The organism is Pseudomonas sp. DL (genome assembly GCF_047199225.1).
GTDB lineage: Bacteria > Pseudomonadota > Gammaproteobacteria > Pseudomonadales > Pseudomonadaceae > Pseudomonas > Pseudomonas aeruginosa.
On the sequence record NZ_CP178323.1, the window covers coordinates 327,822 to 349,768 of the forward strand.

Below are 21,947 nucleotides of genomic sequence, written 5' to 3' on the forward strand. Positions count from 1 at the left end.
TGTGACATGAACAGCCAAATCACCAACGCCAAGACCCGTGAGTGGCAGGCGTTGAGCCGCGACCACCATCTGCCGCCGTTCACCGACTACAAGCAGTTGAACGAGAAGGGCGCGCGGATCATCACCAAGGCCGAAGGCGTCTATATCTGGGACAGCGAGGGCAACAAGATCCTCGATGCGATGGCCGGCCTCTGGTGCGTCAACGTCGGCTACGGCCGCGAGGAGCTGGTCCAGGCCGCCACCCGGCAGATGCGCGAGTTGCCGTTCTACAACCTGTTCTTCCAGACCGCCCACCCGCCGGTGGTCGAGCTGGCCAAGGCGATCGCCGACGTCGCTCCGGAAGGCATGAACCACGTGTTCTTCACCGGCTCCGGCTCCGAGGCCAACGACACCGTGCTGCGTATGGTCCGCCACTATTGGGCGACCAAGGGCCAGCCGCAGAAGAAAGTGGTGATCGGCCGCTGGAACGGCTACCACGGCTCCACCGTCGCCGGCGTCAGCCTGGGCGGCATGAAGGCGTTGCATGAGCAGGGTGATTTCCCCATCCCGGGCATCGTCCACATCGCCCAGCCCTACTGGTACGGCGAGGGCGGCGACATGTCGCCGGACGAGTTCGGCGTCTGGGCCGCCGAGCAGCTGGAGAAGAAGATTCTCGAAGTGGGCGAGGAAAACGTCGCCGCCTTCATCGCCGAGCCGATCCAGGGCGCCGGCGGCGTGATCGTCCCGCCGGACACCTACTGGCCGAAGATCCGCGAGATCCTCGCCAAGTACGACATCCTGTTCATCGCCGACGAAGTGATCTGCGGCTTCGGCCGTACCGGCGAGTGGTTCGGCAGCCAGTACTACGGCAACGCCCCGGACCTGATGCCGATCGCCAAGGGCCTCACCTCCGGCTACATCCCCATGGGCGGGGTGGTGGTGCGCGACGAGATCGTCGAAGTGCTCAACCAGGGCGGCGAGTTCTACCACGGCTTCACCTATTCCGGTCACCCGGTGGCGGCCGCCGTGGCCCTGGAGAACATCCGCATCCTGCGCGAAGAGAAGATCATCGAGAAGGTGAAGGCGGAAACGGCACCGTATTTGCAGAAACGCTGGCAGGAGCTGGCCGACCACCCGTTGGTGGGCGAAGCGCGCGGGGTCGGCATGGTCGCCGCCCTGGAGCTGGTCAAGAACAAGAAGACCCGCGAGCGTTTCACCGACAAGGGCGTCGGGATGCTGTGCCGGGAACATTGTTTCCGCAACGGTTTGATCATGCGCGCGGTGGGCGACACTATGATTATCTCGCCGCCGCTGGTGATCGATCCGTCGCAGATCGATGAGTTGATCACCCTGGCGCGCAAGTGCCTCGATCAGACCGCCGCCGCCGTCCTGGCTTGAGTCCCTGAGCGGACTTTTGCCAGACTGCGCCAGTGCGTTGGCCAGGCTCACCGGGTGGTGACGCGATCGGTTGCGCCACCGCCCGGATACTTCAACAAAAATGGAGCTACCCCGCATGATGAAACGTTTCGGTAAGACCCTGCTCGCCCTGACCTTGGCGGGCTCTGTGGCCGGTATGGCGCAGGCTGCGGACAACAAGGTGCTGCACGTGTACAACTGGTCCGACTACATCGCGCCGGACACCCTGGAGAAGTTCACCAAGGAAACCGGGATCAAGGTCGTCTACGACGTCTACGACAGCAACGAAGTGCTGGAAGCCAAGTTGCTGGCGGGCAAGTCCGGGTACGACGTGGTGGTGCCGTCCAACTCCTTCCTCGCCAAGCAGATCAAGGCCGGGGTCTACCAGAAGCTCGACAAGTCCAAGCTGCCGAACTGGAAGAACCTGAACAAGGACCTGATGCACACCCTGGAAGTCAGCGACCCGGGCAACGAGCATGCGATTCCCTACATGTGGGGCACCATCGGCATCGGCTACAACCCGGACAAGGTCAAGGCGGCCTTCGGCGACAACGCGCCGGTGGATTCCTGGGACCTGGTATTCAAGCCGGAGAACATCCAGAAGCTGAAGCAGTGCGGCGTCAGCTTCCTCGACTCGCCGACCGAGATCCTCCCGGCGGCCCTGCATTATCTCGGCTACAAGCCGGACACCGACAATCCCAAGGAACTCAAGGCGGCCGAAGAGCTGTTCCTGAAGATCCGTCCCTACGTCACCTACTTCCACTCGTCGAAGTACATTTCCGACCTGGCCAACGGCAACATCTGCGTCGCCATCGGCTACTCCGGCGACATCTACCAGGCCAAGTCCCGCGCCGAAGAGGCGAAGAACAAGGTCACCGTCAAGTACAACATTCCCAAGGAAGGCGCCGGCAGCTTCTTCGACATGGTCGCCATTCCGAAGGACGCCGAGAACACCGAGGGCGCCCTGGCCTTCGTCAACTTCCTGATGAAGCCGGAAATCATGGCCGAGATCACCGACGTGGTTCAGTTCCCCAACGGCAACGCGGCGGCCACCCCGCTGGTGTCCGAGGCGATCCGCAACGACCCGGGCATCTACCCGAGCGAAGAGGTCATGAAGAAGCTGTATACCTTCCCCGACCTGCCGGCCAAGACCCAGCGGGCGATGACCCGCAGCTGGACCAAGATCAAGTCCGGCAAGTGATCCGCGAGGAGCCCGGCGGCGCCTGAAGCCGCCGGCGCTCCGGCACGAGAGAACCGGAACGCGGCCGGGTTTCCTCCGGCCACGCTCCCCTGCGAAGAGGTTCGACTCTTTTGCCCGTTCGTCCAGACGCTTCCTCCTGGGGGCCCGACGACCGGACGCAGTATCGACGACGAAGACGCTGCCATGGGCGCTGCGCCAATCTGCCGCGCCGGGGCCGGTCGTGTCGCTCGCACCGGGGCCGAGGGCCCGGAAAACCTGAAACCAACACGCCGGTAGGGAACCCAGCTCACTCATGTTTCCCGGCGGAATCGTCGGGTTGTCATGAAACCCGAGTGATCTGGGCTTACATCGGCACTTGAAGAACACGGGTCGAACAGGCAGGGTGCTGCCGTGAAAAGGCCCGGAACAGGAGTCGGACATGCAACATTCCATTGGCAAGACACTGCTGGTAGCCGCTCTGGCTACGGCGATCGCGGGCCCCGTGCAGGCGGAGAAGAAGAGCCTGCACATCTATAACTGGACCGATTACATTGCTCCCACCACCCTCAAGGACTTCACCAAGGAGAGCGGGATCGACGTCAGCTACGACGTCTTCGACTCCAACGAGACCCTCGAGGGCAAGCTGGTCTCCGGCCACTCCGGCTATGACATCGTGGTGCCGTCGAACAACTTCCTCGGCAAGCAGATCCAGGCCGGTGCCTTCCAGAAGCTGGACAAGAGCAAGCTGCCGAACTGGAAGAACCTCGATCCGGCGCTGCTCAAGCAACTGGAGGTCAGCGACCCGGGCAACCAGTACGCGGTTCCCTACCTGTGGGGCACCAACGGCATCGGTTACAACGTGGCCAAGGTCAAGGAAGTCCTCGGTGACCAGCCGATCGACTCCTGGGCCATCCTCTTCGAGCCGGAGAACATGAAGAAGCTCGCCAAGTGTGGCGTGGCCTTCATGGACAGCGGTGACGAGATGCTGCCCGCCGCCCTCAACTACCTGGGGCTGGATCCCAACACCCACGACCCGAAGGACTACAAGAAGGCCGAGGAAGTCCTGACCAAGGTTCGCCCCTACGTCAGCTACTTCCACTCCTCCAAGTACATCTCCGACCTGGCCAACGGCAACATCTGCGTCGCCTTCGGCTATTCCGGGGACGTCTTCCAGGCCGCTGCCCGCGCCGAAGAGGCCGGCAAGGGCATCGACATCCAGTACGTGATTCCCAAGGAAGGCGCCAACCTGTGGTTCGACCTGATGGCGATTCCCGCCGATGCCAAGGCCGCCGATAACGCCTACGCGTTCATCGACTACCTGCTGCGTCCGGAGGTGATCGCCAAGGTCAGCGACTACGTCGGCTACGCCAACGCGATACCGGGGGCCCGCCCGCTGATGGACAAGAGCGTCAGCGACAGCGAGGAGGTGTATCCGCCGCAGGCCGTGCTCGACAAGCTCTACGTTTCCGCCGTGTTGCCGGCCAAGGTGCTGCGCCTGCAGACCCGTACCTGGACCCGGATCAAGACCGGCAAATAAGTTCAAATTCCGCCCGGTAGCGTGACCGGGCTCAACGACTTGGGAGTTGTGGTAATGGCGATAGCCTCCGGTGCCTACAAGAAAGCCCTAGAGGGCAACCAGCAGCCGAAAGAGGTGCTGGTAAAGATCGACCGGGTAACCAAGCAGTTCGACGAGACGCTGGCGGTGGACACCGTGTCCCTGACCATCAACAAGGGCGAGATCTTCGCCCTGCTCGGCGGCTCCGGTTCGGGTAAATCCACCCTGTTGCGCATGCTCGCCGGTTTCGAGCGGCCCACCGAGGGGCGGATCTTCCTCGATGGCCAGGACATCACCGACCTGCCGCCCTACGAGCGGCCGATCAATATGATGTTCCAGTCCTATGCGCTGTTCCCGCACATGAGCGTGGCGCAGAACATCGCCTTCGGCCTCAAGCAGGACGGCCTGCCCAAGGCCGAGATCGACGAGCGCGTGGCCGAGATGCTCAAGCTGGTGCACATGACCCAGTACGCCAAGCGCAAGCCGCACCAGCTCTCCGGCGGCCAGCGCCAGCGGGTGGCCCTGGCCCGTTCGCTGGCCAAGCGGCCGAAGCTGCTGCTGCTCGACGAGCCGATGGGCGCGCTGGACAAGAAGCTGCGCTCGCAGATGCAACTGGAACTGGTGGAGATCATCGAGCGCGTCGGCGTGACCTGCGTGATGGTGACCCACGACCAGGAAGAGGCCATGACCATGGCCCAGCGCATCGCCATCATGCACCTGGGCTGCATCGAGCAGATCGGCAGCCCGATGGACATCTACGAGACCCCGGCGAGCCGCCTGGTCTGCGAGTTCATCGGCAACGTCAACCTGTTCGACGGCGTGCTGGTGGAGGACGTGCAGGACCATGCGGTGATCGCTTGCCCGCAGCTGGAGAACCCGATCTACATCGGCCACGGCATCAGCACCCGCGCCGAGGACAAGCGCATCACCTACGCGCTGCGGCCGGAGAAAGTGATGATCAGCGCGCAGAAGCCGGACAACCTGGAACACGCCGGGCACAACTGGGCCCAGGGCACCGTCTACGACATCGCCTACCTTGGCGGCCACTCGGTGTACTACATCAAGCTGGCCTCCGGGATGATCGTCCAGGCCTTCATGGCCAACGCCGAGCGCCACGTCGCCCGGCCGACCTGGGACCAGTCGGTGTACATCAGCTGGTACGACGACAGCGGCGTGGTACTGCAGTCATGAAATTCGCCAACAGCCTGAAAAAGCGCATGCCCACCGGGCGGCATGCGGTCATCGGGGTGCCGTTCCTGTGGCTCTTCCTGTTCTTCCTGCTGCCCTTCGCCATCGTGCTGAAGATCAGCCTGGCGGAAGCGGACGTGGCCATCCCGCCCTATACCGAGATCTTCGCCTACGCGGACCAGCAGTTGCAGGTGCTCCTCAACCTCGGCAACTACCTGATGCTGACCGATGACCCGCTCTACATCGATGCCTACCTCGGCTCGCTGAAGATGGCCTTCATCAGTACCCTGATCTGCCTGCTGGTGGGCTACCCGATGGCCTACGCCATCGCCCGCTCCAGCCAGTCCTCGCAGACCGTCCTGCTGCTGCTGATCATGATGCCGACCTGGACGGCGATCCTGATCCGGGTCTATGCCTGGATGGGCATCCTTTCCAACAACGGCCTGCTCAACAGCGTACTGATGGGGCTGGGGCTCATCAGCGAGCCGCTGACCATCCTCAATACCAACATCGCGGTGTACATCGGCATCGTCTATTCCTACCTGCCGTTCATGATCCTGCCGCTCTACGCCAACCTGGTGAAGCACGACCCGAGCCTGCTGGAGGCCGCTTCCGACCTGGGCGCGCGTAACTTCACCAGCTTCTGGAAGATCACCGTGCCGCTGTCGAAGAACGGCATCATCGCCGGCTGCATGCTGGTGTTCATCCCGGCGGTGGGCGAGTTCGTCATCCCGGAACTGCTCGGCGGCCCCGAGACCCTGATGATCGGCAAGGTGCTCTGGCAGGAGTTCTTCAACAACCGCGACTGGCCGGTGGCGTCCGCCCTGGCGGTGGTGATGCTGGCGATCCTGATCATCCCGATCATCCTGTTCAACAAGAACCAGGCCAAAGAACTGGAGGGCAAGGTATGAGCCAGCACAGCGTATCCCGCTCCGTATCCCGTTCAACAGGCTCTCTATCCAGAAGCGTGGCCAAAGAACTGGAGGGCAAGGTATGAAGCGCTGGAATTTCTCCAACGTCATGCTGATCGTCGGCCTGCTCTTCATCTACCTGCCGATGCTGATCCTGGTGATCTATTCGTTCAACGCCTCCAAGCTGGTGACGGTGTGGGGCGGCTGGTCGGTGAAGTGGTACGTCGGCCTGCTGGACAACACCCAACTGGTCAGCTCGGTCGGACGCTCCCTGGAGATCGCCTTCTATACGGCGTTCTCCTCGGTGCTCCTCGGCACCCTGGCGGCCTTCGTCCTCACCCGCATCCCGCGCTTCCGCGGTCGTACGCTGTTCGGCGGCATGGTCACCGCGCCGCTGGTGATGCCGGAAGTGATCACCGGCCTGTCGCTGCTGCTGTTGTTCGTGGCCATGGCGCAACTGATCGGCTGGCCGCAGGAACGGGGTATCGTGACCATCTGGATCGCCCACACCAGCTTCTGCTCGTCCTACGTGGCGGTGGTGGTGTCGGCGCGCCTGCGTGAACTCGACCTGTCGATCGAGGAAGCGGCGATGGACCTGGGCGCCAAGCCCTGGAAGGTGTTCCTGCTGATCACCATCCCGATGATCGCGCCCTCGCTGGCGGCGGGCGGCATGATGTCCTTCGCCCTGTCGCTGGACGACCTGGTACTGGCCAGCTTCGTCTCCGGACCCGGCTCGACCACCTTGCCGATGGAAGTGTTCTCGGCGGTACGCCTGGGCGTGAAGCCGGAGATCAACGCGGTGGCCAGCCTGATCCTGCTGAGCGTTTCGCTGTTCACCTTCTTCGCCTGGTACTTCACCCGCCAGGCCGAGGAGCGGCGTCGCCGGGCGATCCAGCAGGCGATGGAAGAGACCGCGACCGACTGGCAGAAAGGCTCGCCGACCCCGGCCTGAGCCCTCCGCCGAAAAGAAAAGGCCACCTGCGGGTGGCCTTTTTCATTGGCGCGTCGGTGGCGGGAAATGCCTGGCTACGCTCCGTAGGGCGACGCCCGAGGCGTTATCCGCCGATACCCCGTTGTATCCGGCGGACAACCACCATGCGGTTACTCGCCCGACCCCACGCCGACCGGCTCAGCGCTTCGGCTCCAGCACCAGCACGCCCTTGCTGTTCGCCTTCACCTCGTTTTCCTCGTAGTGCTGCGGCAGGTAGTGGCCCTCGATGTAGGCCTCGGCCTGGTCGTCGTAGTGGCCGTCGAAGGGCACGCCGCTCTGCCCGACCGGGTTGATGCCGAGGCTGTGGGTCGGGTCGGCGAAGTCCACCAGGCGCCGGGTCGATGGACCGTAGGTGACCGCCCAGGGGGCCGGGCCGATCTTCGCCGACAGATTGTTCGGTACCTCGTGGGTGCCGGGGGCGGCGAACGGACCGACGTTGAGAAGGCGCTTGAGCAGCGCCTGCTGGCCCAGGGCGTGCTCGTGGGTCAGGGTATGCGCCTTGCCCCACAGCCAGCCGGACGGGTCGTTGCCGAGGGTGCCGCGCAGATGCGCGAGGGAGGCGTTCCAGGCGGCCCTGACGATATCCGCGCGGGTTTCCCGGCGTTCTGTGCGGCGGTCGTCCCACCAGGGCGAGTCGGCGTCGGCAGCCAGCCGAGGCAGCGCGCTGTCGATGGCGCGGGTGGCGATCAGGCTGTCGAAGAAGGCATCGCCCAGTTCGTCGTGCAAGGCGCCCTCGGCAATCTGGAACAGCAACTGGTTGAACAGCGTGGCGGTGGTCGAGTCGACCGGGTAGTCGCCGTTCCAGGCCGCCAGTTGCTCGACCAGGCGCTTGCCTTCGGCGTCGTCGACCACCTCGCGCAGGACCGGCAGCAAGGGTGCGAGCAGGCGTGGCGCGTAGCCGGTGCGATTGCTGAGTTGCAGCGCGCGGCTGTTGTCCAGGTTCCATTTGGTGCCGCGGTCGGCCAGTTGGGTATCCAGCCACTGGCCGCGGTCCGCCAGGTTGTAGTAGCCGGGAATCGGCCGGCCATTGGCCGGGACCGGCTGGAAGTTGGCGGAGACGATATAGCCGCGCGCCGGGTTTTCCTCCTGTGGGTTGTCGGCGAACGGATAGAAGCCGGACTTGTCCGCCTCGCCCTTGCTGCCGTCGAGGATGAAGCTCGGGTTCACCCCCTCCGGCCGCTTCGGCAGGGCCGCCGAGGCCCACCAGCCGATATCGCCGGCGGCGTTGGCCCAGACCAGGTTGAGTCCCGGCGAATGGATCTTCGAGGCCGCCGCGCGGGCCTTGGCCAGGGTATCGGCGCGATTCAGCTGGTAGAAGGCGTCGAGCACCGGGTTCTCGGTCTCGAGGAAAGCCCACCACATGGCGATCGGGGTCTTGCCGGAGCTGGCGCCGAGCGCGTCGTTGACGATCGGACCGTGGGGCGAGCGGCGCAGGGTGAGCTTCACCGGCGCAGCGCCCTTGACCGCGATTTCCTGCTCCTCGCTCTGCAGGTCGACCCATTCGCCCTGGTACCAGACCTGGTTGGGGTTGTCCGGGTTGACCTTCTCGGCGACCAGGTCGAGGTCGTCGTTCTGGAACATCGTCAGGCTCCAGCCGAACGCACGGTTGTGGCCCAGCGAGGCGAAGGGGTTGAGCGCCTGGTGGTGGCCATAGAGTTCGAAGCCGGGCGCGCTCAGCTGGGCCTCGTACCATACCGCCGGCGCGGCGAAGCGGATATGCGGGTCGCCGGCCAGCAGGGGCTTGCCGCTGGCGGTGCGGCTGCCGGCGACGACCCAGGCGTTGCTGCCCTCGAACTGCGGCAGGCCGGCGTCCTCCAGGGCCTGCTGGCTGAGACGGGCGAGGGCGCCGAGGTCCTTCCAGTCGCCGGCGCCCAGTGCGCCGGAGGGCGTCAGCACGCCCTGCGGATGCCAGTCGAGATCGAAGATGCGCAGGTAGTCGCTGCCCAGTTCGTCGCGGATGTAGGTCAGCACCGGCTCGGTGCGGAAGGCGGCGGCGAAGCTGTAGGCCATGTAGCCGGCGATGCTCAGGGTATCTTCGGGGGTGAAGGGACGCCTGGGTATGCCCAGCAGATCGAATTCGAGCGGCGCCGGGTTGTTTTCCTGGAACTGGTTGACCCCGTCCAGGTAGGCCTCCAGCACTTTCCAGGGCTGCGACTGCTTGTCCTGGCGGGCGCTGTATTCGGCGGCGTGGTCGCGGATGCGCAGGGTGCGGAACAGACGGTCGGTATCCACCAGCTTGGGTCCGAGCACTTCGGCCAGCTCGCCGCGCGCCAGGCGCCGCAGCATTTCCATCTGGAACAGGCGGTCCTGGGCGTGCACGTAGCCGAGGGCGCGGTAGAGGTCGGTCTGGTTCTGCGCATACAGGTGCGGAACCCCGCGCTCGTCGTAGCGCACGTCGACCGGCGCCTGCAGGTGGGCCAGGGCGAGCGAGCCGTTGCGGAGCGGCTGCTTGGCATGGAGGTACCAGGCGCCGCCGGCAGCCGCGGCGGCGACCGCCACGGCGATCACGGTCAGGGTGCGTTTCATCGATCCTTTCTCCTTGTTGTAGTGCCGAGCATTCTGCGGATGCCGCCGGCCCGCGGCATTGACCGAATGCTCGGACCCTGGAAGTCTTTGGTCAATCGCGAGGAGCCGCCATGCAGGACGACCCGTCTACCAGCCCCCTGACCCATTCCGCCACGTTGCGGCGTCTGTTGTATGAAGCCCTGGACGCCCTCGGGCTCGACCCCACCCGCGTCTACCGCAGCGTCTACCGGCGTATCCCGCTGCCGCCGCCGACCCTGGGCGGCCGCCTGGTGCATGACAACGCCCCGTTGTTCTGGACCGAGCTGGCGGCGGTGACCGGCGATGCCGACATCGGCCTGCACCTGGGCGAGGCAATGAAGCCGCGCCTGCTCGATGTGGTCGGCTACCTGCTGCTGTCCGCGCGCGACCTGGAGGAGGCGCTGCGCAGCTTCGTGCGTTTCCAGCACATTCTCTCCGGCGGTTTCGCCGCGCGCCTCGAGGTCGAAGGGGAAACGGCAAGGCTGATCCTCGACATCAACTACCTGGGCTATGTCTCGCTGCGCCAGCAGATCGAATGCCTGATGCTGCTGTTCCTCAAGCTGCTGGCGCTGATCAGCGACGACGAGTTCGTCGCCGAGCGCATCGAGTTCCGCCACCGAGCCCCGCCGCGGCTGGGCGAACACCGCCGGTTGTTCGGCAGGCTGCCGCTGTTCTCGCGGCCGCACGATGCCCTGGTGTTTTCCGCCGCCTTGCTGCGGCGTCCTTCGCGCAACGCCAATCCGGACATGCATGACGTGCTGACCCGCCACGCGGAAGAACAGTCCCGCGAACTCAGCGAGAACCGCTTGCTCAATCGCGTGCGCTACCTGATCGAGCTGCGCCTCGGGGAGGGCTATGGCTTGCGCCAGTGCGCGGCGGAGCTGGGCCTTGGCAGCGGTGCCTTGCAGCGTGCGCTGGCCGCTGGGGGAGCGAGTTTCCGGCAGGTTCGCGATGAGGTTCGCCGGCAGCGGGCGAGCGAGATGCTGTTGGCCGGTCGCGCCATCCGCGAGGTGGCCAAGGCTTGCGGGTTCGCCGAGCTGTCGCCGTTCTACCGGGCCTTTCGCCGCTGGCACGCCGCGCCCCCGGAGCAATACAGGGCGCGGCTGGCGAAGCGGGAAGAGGGTTACTCGACCAGCGGTACCTGACGGCCGATCTCCAGGGTGGCGATGGCGTCGAGCTGGATCTCGATCTGCAGGAAGCGCATGGCGCGCTTGGGCGAGACGTTCTTGGCGATGCGCTTGACGTACTTGTCGCGCAGTTCCAGACGGTCCTCCTGGAGGTCGTCGACACGCTCGATCAGCTTGCTCGCCTGGTCGTCGCTGACGTTGCCGCTGTTGTAGGCCTGGGCGTAGTCGAGCAGGAGCTTGAGGGTTTCCTTGCTGAGCTTGTCCGACTCGGTGCGGTAGGTGTTGTAGATCGGCCAGAACTTCTCGCCTTCCTGGTCGGTGAGGTTCATGTTGGCCTCGACGATGCGCTTGCGCTTGTAGTCGACGTCGGCCAGGTCGTTCTGGATCTGCGCCTGGTGCTCCTTCATCAGTTCCTTGCTGCTGGGCTGAGGGTCGTTCTGGGCGGCCATCAGCGGCAGGCTGACGAGGGCGAGCAGGGCGAGGGTGGGACGTAGGGACATGCAGCGACTCCTTGGTTCGGCAACGGCCCCTCGTGGGCCGACCCGGGCAGTGTAGCCGCTACGCCTTCCGGCGCCCCCTCCGGAAGGCCCGGTGTTGAGCCAGGTCAGCCTTTTCCCGGGGTCCAGGGGCAGTAGCAACCCACGGCGAGGGTATGGGTGGCATCCACCGGACGTCCCTGCAGCAGCGCTTCGAGGATCGGTTCGATGAAGCTGTTGCTGGAGGTGCATACCGCGCCCTCGCTATAGGGGCCGAAGTAGGCCAGGCGGCCGTCGCGGTCCCAGATCGCCACGGCCGGGCTGGCCGGCAACTGCTCGGAACCGGGCAGACCGGCGAGGGGGCGCAGGGCGGCCAGGTTGTCCGGCAGGCGGCCCTGGCTGCCAGGCTTCTGCAGGACATGGAACTCCACGCCCTTGCCGGCGAAGCGTTCGATCAGCTCGCCGAGGTGCTGCTGGTTGCCGACGTTGCAGGGGCAGGCCGGGTCCCAGAAATGCACCAGGCGGATCGCCCCCGGCCCGGCCAGCTCGGCCGGCAGGCGCAGGCTGTCGCCGGAGAACAGGGTGGTCTGCTCGCTGAACGGGCGGATGTAGCGGATCTCGAACCACCAGTAGGCGGCGAGCAGGCCGCCGGCCCAGAGCAGGCCGACCAGGCTGACGAGGAGCGTCTTGCGGCGGGGAGTCATGGCATTCACACGGAAAACGGGTGCCAAGCTTGCCATGTGTTCGCGCGCAGCTGAATATCCCTGGGTTTCGCCCGTGGCCCGGCCACGAATCGATTGCAGCCCGGAACCGCCGATGTCAGAAGCCTTCAACCCCGATTACCTGCGCCAGCACCTGCGACCCTTGGCCGCGGCCGAGGCGGACGCCGCCGTCCTCGCCTACCAGGCCTACTACGGCCTGGACCTGCGCTCCCGCCATCCGCGCCTGCAAGCGCGGCTCGGCAGCATGGCGGTCGACGGGCGCCGCCTGGCGGTGCAGGCCTGGCTGCTGCCGGAAGCGCGCGGCAGCCTGTTGCTGATGCATGGCTATTACGACCACATGGGACTGTATCGGCACGTGGTCGACTGGGCGCTGGGCATGGGCTTCTCGGTGCTCGCCTGCGACCTGCCGGGGCATGGCCTGTCCGAAGGCGAGCGGGCCAGCATCCGCGACTTCGCCGAATACCAGGCGGTGTTCAAGGGCCTGCTGGGCCAGGCTGCCGAACTCGACCTGGCGGCGCCCTGGCACCTCTGCGGACAAAGCACCGGGGGGGCGATCCTGCTGGACTACCTGCTGCACGGCGGCGAACGTCCCGAGCTGGGCGAGACGATTCTCCTGGCGCCGCTGGTGCGCCCGCGCGCCTGGGGCTGGTCGAAGCTCAGCTACCGCCTGCTGAGCCCCTTCGTCGACTCGATCCCGCGGCGCTTCTCGGAGAACTCCAGCGATCCGCAGTTCCTCGACTTCCTCCGCGAGCACGATCCGTTGCAGCCACGCACCCTGCCGACCGCCTGGGTCGGCGCGCTGACCCGCTGGGTGCCGCGCATCGAGCGGGCACCTCGGCGTGCCCTGAGCCCCCTGGTGGTGCAGGGCGAGTCCGACGAGACGGTGGACTGGCGCCATGGCCTGAAGGTGCTGCGGGAGAAATTCGACGAGCCGCGGATACTGTTGCTGGAAGAGGCGCGCCATCACCTGGCGAACGAAAGCGAGGGGCTGCGGCGGCGCTATTTCGATTTCCTGAGCGACGCGCTGGGGGCCTGAGTTCCAGGCCCCGCGTCGATCAGGGGGCGACCGCCTGGTCCACCGCCAGGCCGGCTTTCAGCGCGGCCAGGGCCGCCTGGTAGTAGCTGCGGCCGGCCGGCGACTCGGCGAAGTTCACGTACTGGGTGAGTTCCGCATCGGAGAGATCGCGGTAGACATACAGCAGGGTGTTCTCCAGGTCCGCGCCGATCTGCTGCACCAGGCGCTGGCGCTGGCCTTCCAGCAACTGGCCGGTCTGTCCGCCGCCAAGCAGGCCGGGGAGGCCCGGAAGCATCTGGCTGAGGCTGTCGGCGGCGACCCCGGCCAGGGCCAGGCTGACTTCCGCGCCGGCCTCTCGGGCCGGAAGGACCTGGGCCAGGCGCTTCACCAGGGCCCGGCGTGGCTCGCTGGCGGTCTGCCGCGGCAGGCCGTTGCTGTGCTGGAGCAACTGGTCGCGGCGGGTGGCGAGCACCTCGGCGGCGACCACCTTGCGCCCCAGCGGCGACTCGAAGAAATTCAGCGGGCTGGCGCTGTCCGGCAGGTTCTCGCGCAGGCCGTTGAGGGCGCGCTGGTCGACTTCGGCCGGGGCGAAGCGGCGATTGCTGTTGTCCACCAGGGTCTGGTAGAGCGCGGGCGGCAGCTTGTCCTGGTAGCGCTTCTGCGCCGCGTCCAGGGCATCGCTGAAATGCGCGCGCTGGTCGGGCCAGCCAGCGGCCTGGTACAGGCGTTGATAAGGGTCGGCCAGGGCGGGCAGACCAACCAGCAGTAAAGCGAAGGCGAGCAAAGCGCGCATTGATACTCCTTTGGCGGCGAAAGCCTCGTCGTTCGGGTGGTGCCGTCCATGGGGCGCTATTGTCGACATGCGGCGGACCGCTTGTCGAGACACCGGGGCGGCACGCTACAATGGACAATGCACATCAACGTCAATCATCCCCTCCTGCATCGCATCGTCGATGAACTGGTCGACCAGGGCTGGTCGCACCAGAGCATCTTCATGCCTGAGCGTCTGACCACCAGATTGGCCGAAGAGTGCCGCACCCGTGCGGTCGCGGGCGACCTGACCCCGGCGGCGATCGGCCGCGGCGACGGCCAGGTGATCCGCGAAGGCATCCGCGGCGACCTCACGCAATGGCTGGAGCCCGGAGAATCCGAGGCCTGCGACGAATACCTGGGGGTGATGGACAGCTTGCGCCAGGCGCTCAACGCCTCGCTGTTCCTCGGCCTCGAGGATTTCGAGTGCCACTTCGCGCTGTACCCGCCGGGCGCCTATTACCAGAAGCATGTCGATCGTTTCCGCGACGACGACGCACGCACCGTCTCCGCGGTTCTCTACCTCAACGATGCCTGGTTGCCCGAGCATGGCGGCGCGCTGCGCCTGCACCTGCCGCAGCGGCAGGTGGACATCCAGCCGACGGGCGGTAGCCTGGTGGTGTTCATGTCCGCCGGCACCGAGCACGAAGTCCTGCCCGCCAGCCGCGACCGGCTGTCGCTGACCGGCTGGTTCCGCCGGCGCAACGAATCCCTCCTGCAACTTTCCTGAACCCTAGGCGGCGTCGCCGCCTCAGTGACCCCAGACCCTGATCGTGCCGCGCAGGTCGGTGATGTCGCGCAGTTCGATGCGGCCGATCGAGTTGTCGCCGATGTACAGGTCGCTGGCCACCCGCAGGCGGATGCGCTGCGCCGGCAGGCCGCTGGCGATCAACTGGTCGTTGATGGTGGCGAGGTCCGGCAGGCTGATCGCCAGTTGCTGCCCGCCGCCGCTGCCGGTGGTCACGTCCAGTGCCAGGGTCGGCTGCTCGACGCCGAAGATCGGCAGGCTCAGGCCGAGCTGGGCGGCGCCCAGGGGGATGTTGCCGCCGCGCCCGTCCGGGCAGTCGCCGGCCTTCACGCAGCCGTTGTCGATCACCAGGTTGCGCAGCGAGAGGCTGCCGCCGTCGTCCACCCAGGCGACCCTGGCCGCGCCGGCGCGCAGGTCCAGGCGCAGGCTGATGCCGGCCTGGCCGGTGACCTGGCTGAGACTGTCGTTGTCCAGGGCCTCCATGGCCGCCTGGCTGGCAGCGCTGGCGAGCAACGCGGGGGCCAGGAAAAACGGTAGAAGCGAGCGGGTCGGGAGCATGACGGGCGGGTCCTTCGCGGTTGCGCGGGAAGCCAGTCTGCTCGGGGCGGCGGAGGTTCGCCATGGGCCGCCCGCAGTTCTATCCTAAGGATCGGCAAGAAATAGCCCTGGTCCCCGCCATACGGGCGCTGGAGCGCTACCGCGAGGCCTAACTCCGGTTGGGTCGAGGGCGGGTTTCCCCGGTGCTTCCCGGCTACTGTTACCGGGCGTGACCATCGGCGAGCGGCGGGCTACTCTGTGTGCCTGTCAAAGGGGTGGAGCATCCATGCAGAAGGTTCTGGTCAGCCGTTGCCTGCTGGGCCACCTGGTGCGCTACGACGGTGGCAGCCATGGCCCGTTCGACCTGCTCTCGCGCTGGCATGCGCAGGGGCGGATCGTCGCCCTTTGCCCGGAGGTCGCCGGAGGCCTGCCGACGCCCCGCCCGCCAGCGGAGATCCCCGGCGGCCAGGGCGGCGAAGTGCTGGACCGGCTGAACCGGGTCTTCACCGTCGACGGCGAGGATGTCAGCGAAGCATTCCTGCTGGGTGCGGAGGCGGCAGTGGAGCTGGTCCGCCGCCATGACATCCGGATGGCCGTGCTCAAGGCGCGCAGTCCTTCCTGCGGCAACCTGGAGAACTACGACGGGCGCTTCAACGGCAACCGGGTCGCCGGCGAGGGCGTTACCGCCGCCGCCCTCAAGCGCATGGGCGTGCTGGTATTCAACGAGGATGAACTGGACCGCGCCGCGGTCTGCCTGGCCGGCCTCGACGCCGGCGGCTGAACTCAGCGCCGCAGCGGCGCGGTCAGGCGGTTCTCCAGGGCTTTCTGCACACGCTCGAAGAGTGCCGAAAGCAGCCAGTAGATCCCGGCGGCGGCGAGATAGAGCGGCAGCGGCTGGAAGGTCTCGGCGATGACCTCCTTGGTCGCCAGCATCAGTTCGGTCACGGTGATCACGGAGATCAGCGAGGTGTCCTTGATCAGGCTGATCAGGCTGTTCGACAGGCTCGGCACCGCCAGGCGCAGGGCCTGCGGGGTGATGATGTTCCACAGGGTCTGGCCCCAGGTCAGGCCGACCGAGAGCCCGGCTTCCCATTGTCCCTTGTCGATGCCGAGGATCGCCCCGCGCATGGACTCCGAGAGATAGGCCGCGACATTCAGGGTCAGCGCCAGGATGCCCGCGGTGACCGGGGTGAACTCGATGCCTACGCTCGGCAGCCCGTAGTACAGGACGAAGATCTGCACCAGCAGTGGCGTCCCGCGGAAGGCGCTGACGTAGACCGCGGCGATCTGCGAGACCACCGGCACCTTGGTCACCCGGACCACCGCGACGCTGAAGCCGAGGATCAGGCCCAGGACCATCGATACCGCGGCGAACAGCACGGTATACATCGCGCCCTGGAGCAGGAAGGGCCAGGCCATCCCGAGCAGCTCGACCAGGTTGGCGAGCCATTCGAGCAATTTCTGCAGCGAATTCATTCAACACTCCATCGACAAACACGACGGCCGCGTCTCTCGGGCGCGGCCGCTTCCCCCGTTCGGGCGGGAGCTCACTTCGGCGGCTGGCTGACGTCCAGGCCGAACCACTTTTCCGAGAGCTTGGCGAAGCGGCCGTCGGCCTTGATCTTCTCCAGCGCCGCATTCAGCGCCTCGCCGAACTTCGGATTGTTCTTCCGGTAGGGAATCGCCATGTTCGCCACCGGTCCCACCGCCGCGCCGGGCTTGACCGGCAGCTTGGCCTCGCGGATGGCGAAGGGGATCAGCAGGCGGTCGTTGAGCGCCGCGTCGATGCGTTTGCTGGCCAGGTCCTGCAGGTATTCCGGGGCGCCCGGATAGGTGCGCACGTTGACGCCGGCCACCGACTTCGCCAGGTCGGCGTAGTTGGTGCCCTGGCCGACGCCGAGCTTGAGGCCCTTGAGGTCTTCCAGCGACTTGAACTGGCGGGTTTCGTCGGCGCGCACGATCAACTGGGCGCTGGAGATGGTGTATGGCTCGCTGAAGTCGAAGACCTTGCGCCGCTGCTCGTTCACCGAGACCTGGTTCAGCGCGATGTCGTACTTGCCGCTCTGCAGGCCGGCGAGGATGCCGCTCCATTCGGTGGTGACGAATTCCGGCTTGACCGCCAGTTCGGCGGCCAGCAGTTCGCCCAGTTCGGTCTCGAAGCCGGTGAGCTTGCCGCCCTGCTTGAAGTTGAACGGCGGATAGGTGCCCTCCAGGGCGATGCGCAGGGCGCCGCGCTGGTGGACGTCGTCGAGCAGCTCGGCATGGGCCAGCGGAGCGGCCAGGGATACCAGCATCAGCAGGCGGGGCAGAAATCGCATGTAGTACTCCTCGGGTGGGAATGAACGTCGGTCGGGCCTATGCTGTTCGTTCAGCTTAGCCGGGCCCGCGTCCTGGACAATCGCGAACCTACTGGGTTGCATGCGGTCTTTCCAGGGGTTGCGGGCATTGACCCGGATTATGTGCGCGAGCGCCGCTCTAACACGGGCTTCGCAGTGGAAATCGCTGTGCCAGCGATGCCTTTCCCTGATTCGGAAGGCACGAAGAGTGCCGGGGAAATTCCGTCCAGTGGTGTTTCCCGGGTGCTAACGGAAGTGAAAACAGGAGACTCCCATGAGAGTGACATTGCCTTGCCTCGGTCTAGCCGCCCTGATGTTCGGCGCATCCGCCAGCCTGATGGCTGCCGACCTGCCCCGGACGAAGGCGCCCGAAGGGGCGAAAGTGTATTTCATCACGCCGGCCGATGGTGCAACCGTCGACAAGACCTTCACCGTGAAATTCGGCCTGAAAGGCATGGGCGTGGCGCCGGCCGGCGTCGACATGCCGGATACCGGCCACCATCACCTGTTGGTGGACCTGAAGGAGCAGCCGGCGATGAACCTGCCGCTGCCGATGACCGACAACATCCGCCACTTCGGCAAGGGCCAGACCGAAACCGAGATCACCCTGCCGCCGGGCAAGCACACCCTGCAACTGCTGGTGGGCGACAAGAACCACGTGCCGCTGGAGCCGACCGTGGAGTCGGAGAAGATCACCGTTACCGTCAAGTGACGGAAACGAAAAAAGGAGGCCGCTGGGCCTCCTTTTTCCTTTCCGCCGGACGCTGCCTTAGAACAGCACGCGGCTACGGATGGTACCGTTGACCTGCTGGAGTTTCTCCAGGGCCAGGTCCGAGTACTCGGCATCGACGTCGATCACTACGTAGCCGACCTTCTCGTTGGTTTGCAGGTACTGGCCGGAAACGTTGATGCCGTTGTCGGCGAAGACCTTGTTGATCTCGCTCATCACGCCGGGGATGTTGGCGTGGATGTGCAGCAGGCGGTGCTTGCCCGGGTGCGACGGCAGGGCCACTTCGGGGAAGTTGACTGAGGACACCGAGGTGCCGTTGTCGCTGTACTTGACCAGCTTCTCCGCCACTTCCAGGCCGATGTTGGCCTGTGCCTCGGCGGTGGAGCCGCCGATGTGCGGGGTCAGGATCACCCGGTCCAGGCCACGCAGCGGGCTGGCGAATTCCTCGTCGTTGGATTTCGGCTCGACCGGGAACACGTCGATGGCGGCGCCGATCAGGTGCTCGTCCTTGATCGCGGCGGCCAGGTGGTCCAGCTCGACCACTGTGCCGCGCGCGGCGTTGATCAGGATGCCGCCCTTCTTCATCGCGCGGATTTCCTTCTCGCCGATCATCCACTGGGTGGAGGGCAGTTCGGGAACGTGCAGCGAGACGATGTCGGACATGCCCAGCAGCTCGTGCAGGCTGCCGATCTGCACCGCGTTGCCCAGCGGCAGCTTGGTCACGGTGTCGTAGAAGAACACCTGCATGCCCAGGGCCTCGGCGAGTACCGAGAGCTGGGTGCCGATCGAGCCGTAGCCGACGATGCCGAGCTTCTTGCCACGGATCTCGAAGGAATTCGCCGCGCTCTTGATCCAGCCGCCGCGATGGCAGGAGGCGTTCTTTTCCGGGATGCCGCGCAGCAGCAGGATCGCCTCGGCCAGTACCAGCTCAGCCACAGAGCGGGTGTTCGAGTAGGGCGCGTTGAACACGGCGATACCGCGTTCGCGGGCGGCGTTGAGGTCGACCTGGTTGGTGCCGATGCAGAAGCAGCCGACCGCGATCAGTTTCTTCGCGCAGTCGAAGACCTCTTCGGTCAGCTGGGTGCGGGAGCGAATGCCGATGAAGTGCGCATCGGCGATCCTTTCCTTCAGCTCGTCGCCGGAAAGCGCGGTCTTGAGGTACTCGATGTTGGTGTAGCCGGCGGCCTTCAGCGTGTCCACGGCGTTCTGGTGGACACCTTCGAGAAGAAGGAACTTGATCTTGCTCTTGTCGAGAGAGGTCTTGCTCATCTGCGTAAACCTGTTGTCCCGGAGGAAGTGGCTGGAAAGCGAACTGCGCGAAGCGGGTCCGGCCGGCGCTGGCCGGCACCCGCAACTCGGCGCCCAGAGGCACTAAGCGCGGGGGGCGTATGCTAGCATGTTCTCCCTTTTCCTTGCCCGGTTGCGACCTGAGTTGTTCTCAGGACGACCATGAATCATTTGAGAGTTCCCGAATGACCCGCGAAGCCCTGATCGAATCGCTCAAGCCCCTGGTCGAGCCTGGCAAGCTGCTCGACGACGCCGCCTCCCTGGACGCCTACGGCAAGGACTGGACCAAGCATTTCGCCCCTGCGCCGCTGGCCATCGTGTTCCCCAAGAGCGTCGAGCAGGTCCAGGTGATCGTCCGCTGGGCCAACCAGCACAAGGTCGGTCTGGTCCCGTCGGGCGGTCGTACCGGGCTCTCCGCCGCGGCCGTGGCGGCCAACGGCGAAGTCGTGGTGGCCTTCGACTACATGAACCGGATCCTCGACTTCAATGCCTTCGACCGCACCGTAGTCTGCCAGCCGGGCGTGGTTACCAAGCAACTGCAGACCTTCGCCGAGGAAAACGGCCTGTACTACCCGGTTGACTTCGCTTCTTCCGGTTCCAGCCAGATCGGCGGCAATATCGGCACCAATGCCGGCGGGATCAAGGTCATTCGCTACGGCATGACCCGTAACTGGGTGGCCGGGATGAAGGTCGTCACCGGCAAGGGCGACCTGCTCGAGCTGAACAAGGACCTGATCAAGAACGCCACCGGCTACGACATGCGCCAGCTGTTCATCGGCGCCGAAGGCACCCTGGGCTTCGTGGTCGAGGCGACCATGCGCCTGGAGCGCACGCCGAAGAACCTCACCGCTATGGTCCTCGGCACGCCCGACTTCGACTCGATCATGCCGGTGCTGCATGCCTTCCAGAGCAAGCTCGACCTGACCGCCTTCGAGTTCTTCTCCGACAAGGCCCTGGCCAAGGTCCTGGCCCGTGGCGACGTACCGCGGGCGTTCGAGACCGACTGCCCGTTCTACGCCCTGCTGGAGTTCGAGGCGACCACCGAGGAAGTCGCCAACGAGGCGCTGGCCACCTTCGAGCACTGCGTCGAGCAGGGCTGGGTGCTGGACGGGGTGATGAGCCAGAGCGAGCAGCAGTTGCAGAACCTGTGGAAGCTGCGCGAGTACATCTCCGAGACCATCTCCCACTGGACGCCGTACAAGAACGACATCTCGGTCACGGTTTCCCGGGTGCCCGCCTTCCTCAAGGACATCGACGCCATCGTCGAGGCCAACTACCCGGACTTCGAGGTGGTGTGGTTCGGCCACATCGGCGACGGCAACCTGCACCTGAACATCCTCAAGCCGGAAAACCTCGGCAAGGACGAGTTCTTCGCCAAGTGCGCGACCGTCAACAAGTGGGTGTTCGAGACCGTCGAGAAGTACAACGGCTCGATTTCCGCCGAGCATGGCGTGGGCATGACCAAGCGCGACTACTTGACCTACACCCGCTCGGAAACCGAAATTGCCTATATGAAGGCACTGAAGGCGGTGTTCGACCCCAACGGGATCATGAATCCCGGCAAGATCTTCGCCGAGTAGCAGGTGTCGCAACGCAGAGGGCCGGTCATCCGGCCCTTCTCGTCTGTGGCGGGCGCCACGGATGCCTTTCCACCCGTTCAGGAGTCGGTAAATGAGTTACCAGCATCAATATATCGACGGCACCCCGATCCACTTCCCCCTGGGCAAGCTGGTCTGCGTCGGGCGCAACTACGCCGAACACGCCAAGGAACTGAACAACCCGGTTCCCACCGAGCCGCTGCTGTTCATCAAGCCCGGCTCCTGCGTGGTGCCGGTGAGCGGCGGGCTGAGCCTGCCGCAGGAGCGCGGCTCGGTACACTACGAGGCGGAAATCGCCGTGCTGATCGGCAAGCCGCTGTCGCGCAAGCCGAACCGCGAGGAGGTCCTCGACGCGATCTCCGGCTATGCGCCGGCGCTGGACCTGACCTTGCGCGAGGTCCAGGCGAAACTGAAGGAAAAGGGCCTGCCCTGGGAGCTGGCAAAGAGCTTCGATGGCGCCGGCGTGCTGTCGCCGTTCGTGAACGCCGACCAGTTTCCCGACCCGACCGACATCGGCATCCGCCTGACCATCAACGGCGAGGTGCGCCAGGACGGCAACAGCCGCGACATGCTCAATCCGATCGTGCCGCTGATCCAGCACATCGCCGGGCATTTCTCGCTACAGGCCGGCGATGTGGTGCTGACCGGCACGCCGTCCGGGGTCGGGCCGCTGAACAGCGGCGACGAGTTGCTGCTCGAATTGCCGGGCGCCAGCCGTTTCGAGACCCGCGTGCTCTGAACCGCTGCGGCCGCCGGGGGGCGGCCGACTTCCCTAGCGCCGGCAGCGGAAGCGACTG

21 protein-coding genes are annotated in these 21,947 nt (G+C 65.7%); 13 read left to right on the forward strand and 8 right to left on the reverse strand.

Translation table 11 applies throughout. The annotated features are described in order from the left end of the window. Positions 1 to 6: 6 nt before the first annotated feature. From spuC to ACI766_RS01505, 6 genes are all read left to right on the forward strand, one after another. Positions 7 to 1,377, forward strand: a complete 1,371-nt coding sequence (gene spuC, locus ACI766_RS01480) for a putrescine--pyruvate aminotransferase (protein ID WP_003084297.1) — start codon at positions 7 to 9, stop codon at positions 1,375 to 1,377. 115 nt (positions 1,378 to 1,492) lie between these two features. Next, complete coding sequence (spuD, locus tag ACI766_RS01485; protein WP_003084299.1) at positions 1,493 to 2,596, forward strand: putrescine-binding protein SpuD; 1,104 nt, start codon at positions 1,493 to 1,495, stop codon at positions 2,594 to 2,596. Between the two features lie 418 nt (positions 2,597 to 3,014). Further along, positions 3,015 to 4,112: a spermidine-binding protein SpuE gene (spuE, locus tag ACI766_RS01490; protein WP_003084301.1), complete on the forward strand. Its 1,098-nt coding sequence runs from the start codon at positions 3,015 to 3,017 to the stop codon at positions 4,110 to 4,112. Between the two features lie 54 nt (positions 4,113 to 4,166). After that, positions 4,167 to 5,321: a polyamine ABC transporter ATP-binding protein gene (potA, locus tag ACI766_RS01495; RefSeq protein WP_003084303.1), complete on the forward strand. Its 1,155-nt coding sequence runs from the start codon at positions 4,167 to 4,169 to the stop codon at positions 5,319 to 5,321. Positions 5,322 to 5,347: 26 nt separating this feature from the next. Next, positions 5,348 to 6,229 (forward strand): ABC transporter permease subunit, encoded by an 882-nt coding sequence (locus ACI766_RS01500; protein ID WP_003121722.1) that lies wholly within the window; start codon positions 5,348 to 5,350, stop codon positions 6,227 to 6,229. Between the two features lie 82 nt (positions 6,230 to 6,311). Further along, on the forward strand, positions 6,312 to 7,181 hold the full coding sequence (locus ACI766_RS01505) for an ABC transporter permease subunit (RefSeq protein WP_003084307.1): 870 nt from the start codon (positions 6,312 to 6,314) through the stop codon (positions 7,179 to 7,181). Between the two features lie 177 nt (positions 7,182 to 7,358). On the opposite strand, the gene hacB is transcribed toward ACI766_RS01505, so the two are convergent. Next, complete coding sequence (hacB, locus tag ACI766_RS01510) at positions 7,359 to 9,746, reverse strand: N-acylhomoserine lactone acylase HacB (RefSeq protein WP_023121865.1); 2,388 nt, start codon at positions 9,744 to 9,746, stop codon at positions 7,359 to 7,361. A 110-nt stretch (positions 9,747 to 9,856) separates the two neighbouring features. On the opposite strand from hacB, the gene ACI766_RS01515 reads away from it, so the two are divergent. Beyond that, positions 9,857 to 10,909 (forward strand): AraC family transcriptional regulator, encoded by a 1,053-nt coding sequence (locus tag ACI766_RS01515; RefSeq protein ID WP_023121866.1) that lies wholly within the window; start codon positions 9,857 to 9,859, stop codon positions 10,907 to 10,909. Here ACI766_RS01515 and ACI766_RS01520 read toward each other — a convergent pair. Together ACI766_RS01520 and ACI766_RS01525 are read right to left on the reverse strand one after the other, a co-directional pair. Beyond that, on the reverse strand, positions 10,888 to 11,391 hold the full coding sequence (locus ACI766_RS01520; protein ID WP_003112942.1) for a transcriptional regulator: 504 nt from the start codon (positions 11,389 to 11,391) through the stop codon (positions 10,888 to 10,890). The genes ACI766_RS01515 and ACI766_RS01520 overlap by 22 nt on opposite strands. Before the next feature lie 104 nt (positions 11,392 to 11,495). Then, positions 11,496 to 12,107 carry a DUF6436 domain-containing protein gene (locus ACI766_RS01525; RefSeq protein WP_010793554.1) on the reverse strand — a complete coding sequence of 204 codons (612 nt, stop codon included), beginning with the start codon at positions 12,105 to 12,107 and terminating at the stop codon, positions 11,496 to 11,498. Between the two features lie 76 nt (positions 12,108 to 12,183). Here ACI766_RS01525 and ACI766_RS01530 point away from each other — a divergent pair, with 76 nt between their 5' ends. After that, positions 12,184 to 13,125 (forward strand): alpha/beta hydrolase, encoded by a 942-nt coding sequence (locus ACI766_RS01530; protein WP_003084318.1) that lies wholly within the window; start codon positions 12,184 to 12,186, stop codon positions 13,123 to 13,125. A 19-nt stretch (positions 13,126 to 13,144) separates the two neighbouring features. Here ACI766_RS01530 and ACI766_RS01535 read toward each other — a convergent pair whose 3' ends face one another. Further along, positions 13,145 to 13,897 carry a hypothetical protein gene (locus ACI766_RS01535; RefSeq protein ID WP_003084320.1) on the reverse strand — a complete coding sequence of 251 codons (753 nt, stop codon included), beginning with the start codon at positions 13,895 to 13,897 and terminating at the stop codon, positions 13,145 to 13,147. Positions 13,898 to 13,945: 48 nt separating this feature from the next. Here ACI766_RS01535 and ACI766_RS01540 point away from each other — a divergent pair, with 48 nt between their 5' ends. Further along, on the forward strand, positions 13,946 to 14,644 hold the full coding sequence (locus tag ACI766_RS01540) for a 2OG-Fe(II) oxygenase (RefSeq protein ID WP_003118764.1): 699 nt from the start codon (positions 13,946 to 13,948) through the stop codon (positions 14,642 to 14,644). 21 nt (positions 14,645 to 14,665) lie between these two features. Here ACI766_RS01540 and ACI766_RS01545 read toward each other — a convergent pair whose 3' ends face one another. Continuing rightward, positions 14,666 to 15,220 (reverse strand): DUF6160 family protein, encoded by a 555-nt coding sequence (locus ACI766_RS01545; protein WP_003162092.1) that lies wholly within the window; start codon positions 15,218 to 15,220, stop codon positions 14,666 to 14,668. A gap of 265 nt (positions 15,221 to 15,485) precedes the next feature. On the opposite strand from ACI766_RS01545, the gene ACI766_RS01550 reads away from it, so the two are divergent. Then, entirely contained in the window at positions 15,486 to 15,980 is a 495-nt protein-coding gene (locus tag ACI766_RS01550; protein WP_003112945.1) for a DUF523 domain-containing protein, read from the forward strand. Between the two features lie 2 nt (positions 15,981 to 15,982). Here the strand turns inward: ACI766_RS01550 and ACI766_RS01555 are convergent, their stop codons facing one another. Continuing rightward, positions 15,983 to 16,675, reverse strand: coding sequence for an amino acid ABC transporter permease (locus ACI766_RS01555; RefSeq protein WP_003084339.1), 693 nt, complete (start codon positions 16,673 to 16,675; stop codon positions 15,983 to 15,985). Between the two features lie 71 nt (positions 16,676 to 16,746). Then, a complete protein-coding gene (locus tag ACI766_RS01560) occupies positions 16,747 to 17,517 on the reverse strand; it encodes a cystine ABC transporter substrate-binding protein (protein ID WP_003112946.1) in 771 nt (256 codons plus the stop codon). Positions 17,518 to 17,809: 292 nt separating this feature from the next. On the opposite strand from ACI766_RS01560, the gene ACI766_RS01565 reads away from it, so the two are divergent. Then, complete coding sequence (locus tag ACI766_RS01565; RefSeq protein WP_003084345.1) at positions 17,810 to 18,247, forward strand: DUF4399 domain-containing protein; 438 nt, start codon at positions 17,810 to 17,812, stop codon at positions 18,245 to 18,247. 57 nt (positions 18,248 to 18,304) lie between these two features. Here ACI766_RS01565 and serA read toward each other — a convergent pair whose 3' ends face one another. After that, on the reverse strand, positions 18,305 to 19,534 hold the full coding sequence (gene serA, locus ACI766_RS01570) for a phosphoglycerate dehydrogenase (protein WP_003112947.1): 1,230 nt from the start codon (positions 19,532 to 19,534) through the stop codon (positions 18,305 to 18,307). A gap of 203 nt (positions 19,535 to 19,737) precedes the next feature. On the opposite strand from serA, the gene ACI766_RS01575 reads away from it, so the two are divergent. Both ACI766_RS01575 and ACI766_RS01580 read left to right on the forward strand, forming a co-directional pair. Further along, the gene (locus ACI766_RS01575; RefSeq protein ID WP_003162088.1) at positions 19,738 to 21,132 is read left to right on the forward strand and encodes an FAD-binding oxidoreductase; all 1,395 of its coding nucleotides are present in this window, start codon (positions 19,738 to 19,740) and stop codon (positions 21,130 to 21,132) included. A 91-nt stretch (positions 21,133 to 21,223) separates the two neighbouring features. Beyond that, a complete protein-coding gene (locus ACI766_RS01580; protein WP_003110705.1) occupies positions 21,224 to 21,889 on the forward strand; it encodes a fumarylacetoacetate hydrolase family protein in 666 nt (221 codons plus the stop codon). The last annotated feature ends 58 nt before the right edge of the window (positions 21,890 to 21,947 follow it).